The following is a 12,150-nucleotide window of genomic DNA, read 5'->3' on the forward strand; positions in this document are numbered from 1 at the left end:
CATTTAACCCGTCCTCACACCCCGCCACCGACGACCAGCATCTAAGGCGGCGAAAAGCGCCGCCCACAGCAGAGCCGAGTGCCTCCGTTGATAAAGGTAAGGAGACATCACCTGCACCGCTCAATACGAGTAGTGCTCCGTTTTTTTGATTTTCTTTTTATTCAGCAGCGCCCCCAAAAGCTTTGCCTTTGACTGCTGGAGCGCGTCTCTCGCCTTTTGGACGGTATCCATTTTCGTTTTTCCGCTCAAGACGACGAGAACGCTTCCATCTGTCTGGTTCGCTAAAATCTGTCCGTCCGCCACAGCTAAAAGCGGAGGTGAATCGAAAATAACCAGACTGTACCGGCTGTACATCTCCTGAATCAGCTCTCCCATCGCCTTTGAAGATAAAAGCTCAGCCGGATTCGGCGGCGTCGGCCCGCTCGTTAAGACGTAAAGGTTATCAATCAGCGTTTTTTGCACCGTTTCGCCGAGGGAAGCGTTTCCGACTAACACATTCGTAAGGCCTTGTACATTTTCAAGCTGATAGGTCTCGTGTATCGTCGGTTTTCGTAAATCCGCATCGACGAGCAGCACCTTTTTTTCCTGCTGCGCAAATACCGCGGCAAGGTTGGCGGCGCTGAATGATTTTCCTTCTCCCGGAACGGAAGAAGTGACGAGAATAGAGCGCAAATGGGTCTGAACAGAGGAGAACTCAATATTTGTCCGAATGGTGCGGTATTGTTCAGCCACCAATGATTTGTGATGTAAAACGGATATTTGAGCCAGTCCCCTTCTTGATTTCTTTTTTCTGAATCCCAAACGCCTCACTCCCCGAAATGTTTTTCATCAGACCGTGTCTGCTGATTTTTGATGTCATACACAACCCCTAAAACAGGCAAGTCTGTTTTTTCGCTGAGCTGCCGCTCGCTTTTAACGGTTTCATCAAGAAAATGGAGAAAAAACGCAAGCGTCACACCCGCCATGAGAGCCGCACCGAACGCCATCATGATATTCCTGATGCGCGAAGGCTTGACCATCGGGCTTTCCGATGCTTTTGCCTCAGACAAAACAATGACGCCTTTTATATTCATCCTGTCACGGACTTCTTTTTTAAATGTCTTCATCAGCGTGTTCGCTATAGCGGCGGCCTGTTTCGGATTTTCGTCCTGCACCGCTATGGTTATGATCTCTGAATCGGTTTCGCTGCTTGTCGTGATCTTTGCTTTTAAAGCGGATGCCGTCTCAGAAAGATGCAGCGTCTGCTTCACTTTCTCAAGCACTACCGGGCTTTTCATTATCGTTTGAAACGTATTGTTGTAATGAAGATTCAGCTGAACGTCGCTGAGATTCGAATTTTTTTCACCGCTTGTTTCATGAATGAGCACTTGGGTTGATGCCTGATAAACGGGCGAAATCACCCGGAATTGGATGTATCCCGTCACCAGCGTTACAACTGCTGTCATGATAAAAATCAGTAAAAATCTGTGTTTAATAATGTCAAATAATTCTTTAAAACTCATATTCTCATTCATGTAATTACAGCCTCATCCTTATTGCATCAGGCTTAAACGCCCCCTTCTGTTAATGATTGGATTATAAAAGAAAAGGTCGAAATTTGAAAATTTCAAATTAAGCCATTTAGTTCTTTTTAAAGAACATTATCATGATTTTCCTCTTATTTACTGCACTTACCTTATAATTTTAAATTTTATAAAGAACGAAAAATTTCTTATAATGAACAAAAAAACGCCAGTATACAGGGGAGAATTCAGCACAATGATTGGAAGAATAATTCGTTTATACCGCAGAAGAAAAGGCTACTCTATTAATCAGCTAGCAGTTGAAGCAGGTGTCTCTAAATCTTATTTAAGCAAGATAGAACGGGGGGTTCACTCAAATCCATCCATCCAATTTCTGAAAAAGGTATCTGCCACCCTGCAGGTCGATCTGACGGAGCTTTTTGATGCCGAAACGATGCTGCATCACATGGGAGACACGGAAGATGAGTGGCGCATCCACCTTGTGCAGGCCGTGCAGTCGGGCATGCCGAAAGAAGAACTGTTCACCTTTACGAACAAACTGACTGAAAAACGCCCGGAGCCCGCACCCTACCGCAACAGAAAACTGACTGAATCCAACATTGAGGAATGGAAAGCTCTGATGCAGGAAGCCAAAGAACTCGGCTTGTCCGTTCAGGAAGTCAGATCATTTTTAGAACGGAAGCGTTACTGATGATATGCTGATGAAAAGGCTTTTATTCGCTTCATGTCTTCATCTCTGTTTATAATGAAAAGAAAAAAGGGGATGAAATCATGACAAAACTTACCGTTCAAACCCGCTGCGGCGCACTGAAAGGAACTGCCGGCCGCGGTGCCCGCACATGGAAGGGCATACCGTACGCGAAGCCGCCCGTCGGAGAGCTCAGATTTAAAGCGCCGGAGCCGCCCGCACCTTGGGACGGCGTAAAACATGCCGATTCGTTCGGACCGGTTTGTCCGCAGCCGGATGATATGCTGTCTATATCGTTTTCCGGAGATGTACCGCCTCAATCTGAAGATTGCCTTTACCTCAATGTTTTCGCCCCCGATTCAGAGGGCGAAAAAAAGCCTGTCATGGTATGGATACACGGCGGAGCATTTTATTTAGGTGCCGGAAGCGAACCGCTTTACGACGGATCTGCCCTTGCCGCTGACGGAGATGTCATTGTAGTGACACTCAATTACAGGCTCGGACCATTCGGCTTTTTACATTTATCTTCTATTCATGACACGTATTCCGCCAATATCGGGCTGCTCGATCAGATTGCCGCGCTGCGCTGGGTGAAGGACAATATCTCCGAATTCGGAGGAGACCCGGATAACGTCACGATATTTGGTGAATCGGCAGGCGGCATGAGCATCGCCGCCCTTATGGCAATGCCTGACGCAAAAGGCCTGTTTCATAAAGCCATTTTAGAAAGCGGCGCCTCTCATACGATCCCGGCGGACATGGCAAAAGACATCGCGGCGGCATTTATTCATGAAGCCGGCACTGATCAATTGCAGGAGCTTTCCGTTAATGACTTGCTTAAGACTGCGGATAAAGTGCGGCGCTCACTAGATCAAAACATTTTTCAGCTTTTGTTTCAGCCCGCCATCGATCCGGCCACATTGCCTGCAGAACCGGTGAAAGCCATAGCAGACGGGGCCGCAGAAGGCATACCTATGATCATCGGAACCAATCGTGATGAAGCATATTTGTTTTTCACCCCTGATACAGACATTCATTCCGAGAAAAAGCAGCAAGATTATTTGCATTATTACCTCGGAGAGAACTGCACCGAGCAAGCAGCAGATTTATATCCGCATTCATTAAAGGGACAAATCGATATGATGACGGATCTGATTTTCTGGCGGCCGGCTGTCGCTTTCGCACAAGGACAGTCGCAGCACGCACCGGTCTGGATGTACCGCTTTGATTGGCATGGCGAAACACCGCCGTTTCATAAAGCCGTTCACGCTCTGGAATTGCCGTTTGTGTTCGGAAACTTTGATTCTTTGAGAAAGACGCTGCAAGAACCGCTCGGTGATGACGCAGAACAGCTTTCCAAACAAATCCAATCCGCATGGCTCGCTTTTGCAAAAACCGGAAACCCGAACACCTCTCACTTCAATTGGCCTGAATATGATACCGATTCACGCGAAACTTTGCTTTTCAACACGGATACCGCTGTCGAAAGTGATCCCGATTCAGCAAAACGCCGCATCCTGTTTCAAGCATAAAAAACGCCAAGGGAGCCGGCTCCCTTGGCGTTTCGTTTTCATCTCACTTCATAATGCAACTCCGCAAATTGCTTATAGCGCCTGACATCAGTCAGCTTCAGCCCTGTCTCCCGGTCTCCGGGTTTGAACAAAGAAATTCCGCGGCCGAGCAGAACGGGGGCGATCTGAATGATAAACTCATCGACAAGTTTTTCCTCCAAAACCGGGTGCAGCAGATCACTCCCGCCGACAATCCAAATCCGCTTGCCTTCTCGGCGTTTCAATGCTTTTATAAAATCGGCAGGCTCTTCATGAATAAACCGCACATGTTCAGTACGCCCGGTCAATGTCCGCGAAAACACATAGCATTCTTTACCTTTGTACGGAAATTCCTCAGGCAATAAAACCAATATGTCCTCGTATGTTTTTCTGCCCATGATGATCGTATCGACAGATTCATAGAAAGCTTCATAATCGGTGCCGTCTTCACCTTCAGTTCCGATTAACCAATCTAAAGAATGATTTTCCCGCGCAAGATAGCCATCTGCGCTGACAGCTCCGTAAAAAACGAGTTTTCTTTGACCGCTCATAAAAATCCCTCCCCCTTTTTTATTATACCTTGAACATACGGATGAAATGAAAAAATGATAGAATCGGGTAAAAACCCCCGTTACCGGGTTTTCGTTTCTTCCTGCTTTGGAGATGCTGTTAATATGCCGTCTATCCATCTTCCGGTAATCGGCATAAAGAAATGGAGAATGACCCCTCCTAAACAAACGGTTAATAACGTTCCGATGCCTACCGGACCTTTTAGCATCACGGCCAGTATGAAAAATATGAAGTAAATGACCGTTCTTGAAAAAAAGATGCTTCTCCCGGTTAAATCGCGGACAATTAGCGTTAACCGATCAACCGGGATCGGGGCGAAATTTGTGTGCAGATAGGTTGCGGTTCCTATCCCTATCACAACTAAACCGATTGCAAAACAGCCCGCTTTTCCGTACCATAGTTCAGGCGTTATGACTCGATGCAGAAAAAAAAGCCACATATCAATCCCGATTCCCGTTATAAACGCCGTCATCATCCCTGAAAATTCCGGCCTTTGCCTTTTTAACATTGAATTACAGCAAATTAACAGGAAAGCGATGATGATTTCCCAGCTTCCCACGGTAAGCCCTGCATGGACGGATAATCCCACAATAAGCGCATCAAAAGGCGACGTTCCAAGGTCTGATTGAATCGTGACAGAAATACCAAAGGTCAAGATCATGATTCCTAAAACATAAAAAACATATTTCACTTTATCGTCCTCATTTTCTTATTTTATGTTGCAAATACAACAAAATTACGGTATGTTTACTATACGGTATTTTCATTGCAAATACAACAAAAAATCAGCTGATATGATAAATGAAGAAAGGAGCTGTATGACCATGAGTATTCAATTAAAAAAGTGCAGCCTTAACGATATAACAGAGCTCCGGGAGATAAGCATTGAAACATTCAATGATACATTTAAGGATCAAAATTCACCAGAAAATATGAAAGCTTATTTGGAAAATGCATTCCGCTCTGAACAGCTGAAAAAGGAATTATCCAATCTGTCTTCTCAATTCTATTTTGTTTATTATCATGATGACCTTGCGGGGTATGTAAAAGTCAACATGAACGAAGCACAATCAGAAAAAATGGGTGAAGATTCTCTTGAGATTGAGCGAATTTATATAAGAAAAAACCACCAGAAACACGGGCTTGGCAAATATCTGCTGAATGAAGCTGTGAAAATCGCAACAGCACACAATAAAAAGAAAATCTGGCTGGGCGTATGGGAAAAAAACGAAAATGCAATCGCCTTTTATCAAAAAATGGGGTTTGTCCAAACCGGAGAACACTCTTTTTATATGGGGGATGATAAACAAGTCGACTTTATCATGACCAAAACCCTGTCGTAAAAGGATACAAAAAACCCGGCCAAGCTGCCGGGTTTTTTCTCTTATTTTAATTTTCCCGCACGGATATCATCGGTCATTCCTTCGTACGGCGCTTCTGAAATCAGTGCTTCGTTATTGATTCCCGCATTGTTGAGATACGTAATATCCGCAAACTCGGGAACGACATATTTCGGGTACGTTTCATATTTCTCACGTGACTCTTTCATCACGTCAATGTAATCATTTTGGTAGCACACCGTGATTTCCGGATGCTCATGCACCCATTTCGGGAAGAAAATAATTCCGTGCATCCGTTTTTCATTCGGCATAAAGTTTAAGGAAACATCTGTGCCTGTCGGTTCAGTCCATGACACTTTGTATACGCCTTCTGTCAGTTTGACGATATTCACTTCCTGATCGCGCACCCAGCGGCCGCCCACCATTCCGCTATGAATCCGATAGTCGATGGTATGATCATTTTTAATATAGATTTCATACTCCCAGCCGTTTTCATACGTGTAAATCATATGGCTTCCGATAAAGTTTTCCATGTTGACTCACTCTCCATATTATTATTGAACTTCATAAATATCTAACCGAATGTCATCCGGCAATCGGACCGCAGCCCCGATAAACAGCCGGTCCTGCAGATGCTGATATGCCTCGCTGCTTGTTTCAAACACAGGCACAGTGCGGAAATACACGTGCTCGGGATCAATGATGCGGTTCACTGACTCATAAATGACTTTTTTAAAGAAGGTTCATTCAAGACGTATCACCTCCCGAGGTATTATGTTCATTTAAACATGTAACTATTTACACGTTTAATTGTAACGCTGTTAAAATGGACTGTCAAATAATGAGCTGTTTCTGATTATGTTTTCCAATGTTCAATGAAAAAAGACAAGGGCGGCAAATGCCGACCCCTTGTCTTTTTCGTTTAGTGTATGCTCCTATCAAAAAACGCCAGACGAGCGTCTTCTTAGTAATCACAATCTTTATCTCTGCATTCTTTCTTACTTACAGCGTCTATTGAGTGCCCCATGATCTTGTCATTGGCCTTATCATAAATACCATCGAATTTATTCGATGTATCATCGTTGTAATAGCCAAATACCTCTATCCCGCCCATTGGATCTGTTTCGTATTTATCTTTAAATGTAACGTTATGTATTCCGTCGTAGTTCGCTTTGATAAATTTCTCCATTCGTTCCTGAGCAATCTTTATCTCTTCAGCCTGAACATTTTTATCATGCATACTCTTCATTATAAAACCTCCGGCTGCTATTAAGATAATGAAGATAATAATATATTTTTTCACAGAAACATCCGTCCCATCAGTTATGATGAAGCTCGCGGACTAGAAAAATGGTGGTGACATCCGGTGCATTTAGGCATCTTAAGATTTTTCTTCCGCATCCACAGAGGAGCTCCCTATTTTGTCACCTACAGGATCATATAAGCCGTCAAATTCTTTAGTTTTATCACCGTTTAGATACCCCTCAACTGTAATTCCGCCGGTTGGATCAATAAAATAATCATCATAAGAAATTTTATCTATACCCTTGTACTCGCTACGCAAGTATTCGGTCATTTTACTTTTGGCTTTTTCGAAAAGAGCATTTTCTTCCTTTTTGACATCATATTGATGCTTCATAATCAGCCCTCCAACAGTTATAATTAACACTAGTACAATAATAAGGTATTTTTTCAAAAAAAATCATCCTTTCCTTACCCTATTTTACATGACAAGAAAGGCGCTATATATCTTGAGCAAGAAAAATTGGACTTCAAGCCTGACAGATGAAACATATTACAGGATGAGTCACCGTGCTTATAACTATGACTATCTTAAAAGGAAATTAGAGAAGAACGATTATATACGTATTAATTCTTCCATTTCAAAACCTACTTACTGGTACGTCGATCAAATAAAATCAGACGATAATACAGGACTTGATGCGGTTGTATTAGTACAAGCAGTGAAGAATAACGGAAAATGGACAAAATCAAAAAACCCCGAAAACGTGGTCGTCGCCTTTGCGGGAACCGATATCGGAAAAGACCCGATCAATGACGGCGAGAATATTGTTTTCGGAAATGATCCGAGAAAAGAAGTATATTATTTTGTAAAAGAAGATGCGGAGGATACCTCGAACGGTCGGAACCTACAATAGGATTTGGTTCATCATAAATGTTTGATAGCTTAATATTGCAGTGCTTCTTTGACTTCCCCTCATGGATTAAGTGAACACAACTACTGAAAACTTGATATGAATATACTTTCAGCATGTCAAAAGCAAAGCTAACCAATTCAGAATTCATCGCGATTGTTGCTGACAAGTTAAGATTGGAACTTAAAGCGAGTGAAATGCTGATCTGACGTTTTTCCTATCGTTGAGTTGTCATGATATTTGTACCGTTAATATCAGGGATACCTCGACAAATGAGACGGTAGAGGCGATTGGTCTCAGGAATAGGTTTGAACTGTATGAGAAACATATCACGAATTTTGTAAGATAATTAAACAAAATAAATACCCACTCATCCCTGAGGTGGGTATTTTACCTTTCTTCGGCATTGACCACTGAAATACCTATCTCCTTGTTCGTCGGATCATATATACCGGAAAATTCTTTTTCTTTATTATTATTTATGTAGCCTGAAACTTCAACTCCGCCTGTCGGATCGATATTGTAGTCTTTTGAAAAATGAACTTCCTGTACATTTTTATAGTCTTTTTTTAAGTAATTCTTCATGTGCTCTTGCGCCTCAATCACAAGTTTTTCTTCGTTTTTATGTTTATCATATTGACGCTTCACGAAAAAACCTCCCACTGCTATAATTATAACAATTAGGATAATAATGTATTTTCTCATGCGTATCATCCTTTCGGAACTATTTTACAATATAAGAAAGGTGATGTATATATGCCAAAAGGAAAAGAAATAACCGTCTCTAATGTCACAGATAAAGAATATTACCGTTTGAGTCAAGCAGCTTACAATTATAAAATGTTAGCCCTGCATATGAAATATAAAACTCCTTATAAAATAAGTAAGACGTCATATTGGTACGTTGAGAAAGTGAAGCAGGATTCTGATACGGGTCTTGATGCCTTTGTATTCTCAAAAGGCATCAAGTCCAAAAACGGAAAATGGGTAAAATCAAAAAACCCTGAAAACGTGGTCGTCGCCTTTGCGGGAACCGATATCGGAAAAGACCCGATCAATGACGGCGTAAAAGCGGACGGCGGCAATATTGTTTTCGGAAATAACCCGAAAAAAGAAGTGTATTATATTGTAAAAAAAGACGCGGAGGATACCTCGAAAACACTCGGAAAATACAATGGAACGCCCTCTCAAGACGCCATGCTCACAACCGGAAAGTATAAGCTGATAACGAAAACATCGCAAATCGATCAAGCCGATCAGCTGGTACGCAGCGTAAAGAAAAAGTATGCCGGAACGTCAACGATTATTTCAACAACCGGCCATTCACTCGGCGGCGCTGAGGCCGAATACAGCGCGGTGAATAATGATGTGTATGCCGTCGCGTTTAACAGTCCTTCCGTCGTGAAACTGCACGATGAGGAAACACAGAAAGACATCAACAGCGGCATTTACAATCCTTACATCCGGTCAATTATCAATCCGGACGACATGGTCGGGGCGGGTTATTGGAACGAATACGACCGCCACAACGGGACCACAATTTACACGAAAAACCCCTCGCTCTCACAGTTCAGCCGGAAGCAGCGGCTTGATGGGAACTTAAACGAGCAGATCAGCAAGAATCTCGCTTATTTCTTCACTACCGTCATTCTGAGAAATCCGGATACACACGGCTTAAACGAAGCAAATTTCGTGTTCGACAGAAACGGAACTATCGCAAATCCGAACGGAGATGAATTAGTCTTTGACAAAAACCTCGGCGCTCTTCTGCCGGCCGGTGCGATCGGAAGCGGAGACGCGATAAAAGTAACGCCGACAAACGCAAAGAAGCTGGCTGAAAAGGTGCAGGCTATGACTGAGGATTTGCGGACGATGAAAAAAGAAGCGCAGAACGCCTATCAGGAGCACGATGAAAAAATCGCCGAGCTGAAAACAGAATTTTACGGTCAAGTCGGACACGGCTTGTTTGATCAGCTTCAAGCACAGGACGTGACCAATACCATTGAAGATATTGCGCAATCCTACGAGAAAGGCCCGATTTTTTATGACACTAAGGCTGAGCAGGCGTTTATTGATTCTTTGCAGGCGGCGATCACGGACCTAGAAGAGATCGGCGGATTCTTACATAAAATAGCAGACGAATTTCAGAAAAAAGACCAGATGCTCGCAAACTGGTTAAGATGATAGAGGTGGATACATAATGCCGACATTAGACGAACTTTTAGAACACAAGGACGACCCGATGAAGAAAAGGCTGCAGCGGCAGATGCTGAAAACAGGGATGACGCAGGCAGCGGGGACAAAACTGGAGACAGTGCGCCGAACGCTGAAACCGACATTCGAAATGGATACGTTGAAAGATGAATTATATGAAGTGTATTCAGCACTATTGAACAGCTTTGAAGGCAAGGCGCAAAAAGCTCTCGCGCAGCGGATCAGTGAAAGTGCGCGGCTGATTGCCGGAACCGAACATAACAGAGACACATTCGTTAACAGTTTCAAAACAAGATAAAATAAAAAAACCTCGCAGATGTATCATCTGCGAGTTTTTTTCTATCGTCTTAACTGAGACGCGCTCGGAGGGATTCGAACCCCCGACAGACGTGGTACCGGAAACCACCGCTCTATCCAACTGAGCTACGAGCGCACGTTTTTTCAATCAGATACCTTTATATTATAATAAAGAAACGCGCAGAAAGCAACTCTTTTTTGATAATGCACAACAGGATTATGCAGCGTCCTCATGCAGCATAATCCTGCATCGTTTACCGACATTGATTTTCACAAAAAACCCATTTCAGGCGGACTGCCCCCGGATCGGTACATTTCCAGTCACTTCAGAAAAAACACGTTTCAGCTTCTTTTCCAAATGTCCTTTAACGTCCAATAGGTGAATTCCTCAACCTTTACGGCGCCTTTCTCAGAAAACAGCTCAATCCCCAATCTGCCTTCATTCGGATAGATACGGCTTGTCATCGTTGTTTCTCCATGATTGGCGAATACTTCAATCGAGGATCTGTCAATAAAGATACGCAGCGCCAGCTTGCCGTTTGCTTCCGTCTGCACCCTTCTTACACCGTCTTTCGCTTTCCCCATCTTGGTGCAATCAAGCGTCAGCTTTTTATCCGTTAGATTGTATGTCAGCACAAGTTCTTCTTCATCAAGGCCGCGAATCTTAAAACCTGCCGTTTCGGCATCAGAATCGTTCACATCAAACACGGCCCGGACTTCAAGCAGGTCTTCGGACGTCTTTGCCAAGTAACTCCCTGAAAGCGATCGTCCGGCACATTCCCGGTATTCCATTTTCCGCAGCTGCTTGGTTTCTTCCACGGGATTCATCAAAAGTTTATGATCATCACGCAAAGTCAGTTCTCGCGGCAAAGTCAATGCACCGCACCATCCGTCCGCTTTTGTCGGCATCTCAGATTCCCACATATCCATCCAGCCGATGGCAATTCTGCGTCCTTTATCATCTAATAATGTTTGCACGGCGTAAAAGTCATGGCCGTGATCCAGTTCTTTAAAAGCACCGTGTGTAAATTTGTTTGTTTCATCATGATAGTCACCGATTAAATAACCGGTTTGATGTAAATTTTGATAGGAATCACCGTCCGCCTCGATCCCCTGGGGCGAAATCAGCAGGACATGCTTGCCGCCTAATTCAAAGAAATCAGGACATTCCCACATATAGCCGAGATTACCGTCACTTTGGGCGAGAACCCCCGCGTATTCCCAATCACGCAAATCAGGTGAACGGTATAAAACGACCCGTCCGACGTTTTCTTTTGAAGAGTTGCCGATGACCATATACCAAACATCGCGATGCTTCCATACTTTCGGATCGCGGAAATGACGGGCGCTGTCTTCCGGCGGTTCCGCAATAACGGGGTTTTCCTGAAGCTTTTCAAACACCGTTCCATCTTGGCTGACAGCGATATTTTGAGTTTGATAGAATAGGTCTTTCTCTTGATCAATTATATTATGTCCTGTATAGATGAGGGCCAATCTTCCATGATCATCGACCGCGCTTCCCGAAAAACAGCCGCTTTGGTCGAATGCATCCCCCGGAGCTAAGGCAACCGGCAGGTGCTCCCAATGAATGAGATCTTTACTTTTTACATGTCCCCAATGCATCGGCCCCCAATGCTCATCATACGGATGATGCTGAAAAAAGACGTGGTATTCTCCTTTAAACTGAATAAGCCCGTTCGGATCATTGATCCAATTCGCCCGGGGCATAATATGGTACCCCAATCGATATCTTTGTTTCACTTTACCCTCGGCTTCCTTCAAAGCTTCTTCCGCCTGCTGAATTCTATCCAT

15 protein-coding genes, 1 tRNA gene and 2 pseudogenes are annotated in these 12,150 nt (G+C 43.7%); 7 read left to right on the forward strand and 11 right to left on the reverse strand.

Going from position 1 to position 12,150, the window contains the following annotated elements; translation table 11 throughout:
* Positions 1 to 120: 120 nt before the first annotated feature.
* Together ACKTRM_RS16145 and ACKTRM_RS16150 are read right to left on the reverse strand one after the other, a co-directional pair.
* Positions 121 to 801: a CpsD/CapB family tyrosine-protein kinase gene (locus ACKTRM_RS16145; protein WP_007407393.1), complete on the reverse strand. Its 681-nt coding sequence runs from the start codon at positions 799 to 801 to the stop codon at positions 121 to 123.
* 5 nt (positions 802 to 806) lie between these two features.
* Positions 807 to 1,514 carry a YveK family protein gene (locus ACKTRM_RS16150; RefSeq protein ID WP_012118514.1) on the reverse strand — a complete coding sequence of 236 codons (708 nt, stop codon included), beginning with the start codon at positions 1,512 to 1,514 and terminating at the stop codon, positions 807 to 809.
* A gap of 244 nt (positions 1,515 to 1,758) precedes the next feature.
* Between ACKTRM_RS16150 and slrR the strand changes: the two genes are divergently transcribed.
* Together slrR and ACKTRM_RS16160 are read left to right on the forward strand one after the other, a co-directional pair.
* A complete protein-coding gene (gene slrR / locus ACKTRM_RS16155) occupies positions 1,759 to 2,214 on the forward strand; it encodes an HTH-type transcriptional regulator SlrR (protein WP_007407395.1) in 456 nt (151 codons plus the stop codon).
* An 80-nt stretch (positions 2,215 to 2,294) separates the two neighbouring features.
* Complete coding sequence (locus tag ACKTRM_RS16160) at positions 2,295 to 3,743, forward strand: carboxylesterase/lipase family protein (protein WP_012118515.1); 1,449 nt, start codon at positions 2,295 to 2,297, stop codon at positions 3,741 to 3,743.
* A 38-nt stretch (positions 3,744 to 3,781) separates the two neighbouring features.
* Here the strand turns inward: ACKTRM_RS16160 and ACKTRM_RS16165 are convergent, their stop codons facing one another.
* Both ACKTRM_RS16165 and ACKTRM_RS16170 read right to left on the reverse strand, forming a co-directional pair.
* Positions 3,782 to 4,312 (reverse strand): dihydrofolate reductase family protein, encoded by a 531-nt coding sequence (locus tag ACKTRM_RS16165; protein WP_012118516.1) that lies wholly within the window; start codon positions 4,310 to 4,312, stop codon positions 3,782 to 3,784.
* Positions 4,313 to 4,392: 80 nt separating this feature from the next.
* Positions 4,393 to 5,022: a YczE/YyaS/YitT family protein gene (locus tag ACKTRM_RS16170; RefSeq protein WP_012118517.1), complete on the reverse strand. Its 630-nt coding sequence runs from the start codon at positions 5,020 to 5,022 to the stop codon at positions 4,393 to 4,395.
* 133 nt (positions 5,023 to 5,155) lie between these two features.
* On the opposite strand from ACKTRM_RS16170, the gene ACKTRM_RS16175 reads away from it, so the two are divergent.
* The gene (locus tag ACKTRM_RS16175) at positions 5,156 to 5,674 is read left to right on the forward strand and encodes a GNAT family N-acetyltransferase (protein WP_007407399.1); all 519 of its coding nucleotides are present in this window, start codon (positions 5,156 to 5,158) and stop codon (positions 5,672 to 5,674) included.
* A 41-nt stretch (positions 5,675 to 5,715) separates the two neighbouring features.
* On the opposite strand, the gene ACKTRM_RS16180 is transcribed toward ACKTRM_RS16175, so the two are convergent.
* The 4 genes from ACKTRM_RS16180 to ACKTRM_RS16195 form a co-directional block, all read right to left on the reverse strand.
* The gene (locus tag ACKTRM_RS16180; protein WP_007407400.1) at positions 5,716 to 6,204 is read right to left on the reverse strand and encodes a phenolic acid decarboxylase; all 489 of its coding nucleotides are present in this window, start codon (positions 6,202 to 6,204) and stop codon (positions 5,716 to 5,718) included.
* 21 nt (positions 6,205 to 6,225) lie between these two features.
* A complete protein-coding gene (locus tag ACKTRM_RS16185; protein WP_007407401.1) occupies positions 6,226 to 6,384 on the reverse strand; it encodes a DUF3237 family protein in 159 nt (52 codons plus the stop codon).
* A 251-nt stretch (positions 6,385 to 6,635) separates the two neighbouring features.
* Positions 6,636 to 6,920 (reverse strand): DUF1433 domain-containing protein, encoded by a 285-nt coding sequence (locus tag ACKTRM_RS16190; protein WP_049753437.1) that lies wholly within the window; start codon positions 6,918 to 6,920, stop codon positions 6,636 to 6,638.
* Positions 6,921 to 7,052: 132 nt separating this feature from the next.
* Positions 7,053 to 7,367, reverse strand: coding sequence for a DUF1433 domain-containing protein (locus tag ACKTRM_RS16195; protein ID WP_012118520.1), 315 nt, complete (start codon positions 7,365 to 7,367; stop codon positions 7,053 to 7,055).
* Positions 7,368 to 7,422: 55 nt separating this feature from the next.
* On the opposite strand from ACKTRM_RS16195, the pseudogene ACKTRM_RS16200 reads away from it, so the two are divergent.
* A pseudogene (locus tag ACKTRM_RS16200) lies at positions 7,423 to 7,828 on the forward strand (lipase); the annotation flags it as partial.
* A gap of 97 nt (positions 7,829 to 7,925) precedes the next feature.
* Positions 7,926 to 8,036 (forward strand): annotated as a pseudogene (locus tag ACKTRM_RS16205) (sporulation transcription factor Spo0A); the annotation flags it as partial.
* A gap of 181 nt (positions 8,037 to 8,217) precedes the next feature.
* Here the strand turns inward: ACKTRM_RS16205 and ACKTRM_RS16210 are convergent.
* Positions 8,218 to 8,532, reverse strand: a complete 315-nt coding sequence (locus ACKTRM_RS16210) for a DUF1433 domain-containing protein (RefSeq protein ID WP_012118522.1) — start codon at positions 8,530 to 8,532, stop codon at positions 8,218 to 8,220.
* A 51-nt stretch (positions 8,533 to 8,583) separates the two neighbouring features.
* On the opposite strand from ACKTRM_RS16210, the gene ACKTRM_RS16215 reads away from it, so the two are divergent.
* On the forward strand, positions 8,584 to 10,011 hold the full coding sequence (locus tag ACKTRM_RS16215) for a lipase (RefSeq protein ID WP_012118523.1): 1,428 nt from the start codon (positions 8,584 to 8,586) through the stop codon (positions 10,009 to 10,011).
* A 16-nt stretch (positions 10,012 to 10,027) separates the two neighbouring features.
* Positions 10,028 to 10,339, forward strand: a complete 312-nt coding sequence (locus ACKTRM_RS16220) for a hypothetical protein (RefSeq protein WP_012118524.1) — start codon at positions 10,028 to 10,030, stop codon at positions 10,337 to 10,339.
* Between the two features lie 59 nt (positions 10,340 to 10,398).
* Here the strand turns inward: ACKTRM_RS16220 and ACKTRM_RS16225 are convergent.
* Positions 10,399 to 10,474 (reverse strand) — tRNA-Arg (locus ACKTRM_RS16225).
* A 206-nt stretch (positions 10,475 to 10,680) separates the two neighbouring features.
* Positions 10,681 to 12,150 (reverse strand): glycoside hydrolase family 32 protein, encoded by a 1,470-nt coding sequence (locus ACKTRM_RS16230; RefSeq protein ID WP_012118525.1) that lies wholly within the window; start codon positions 12,148 to 12,150, stop codon positions 10,681 to 10,683.

This window comes from Bacillus sp. D7-8 (assembly GCF_052055895.1).
GTDB classification, from domain to species: Bacteria; Bacillota; Bacilli; order Bacillales; family Bacillaceae; genus Bacillus; species Bacillus velezensis.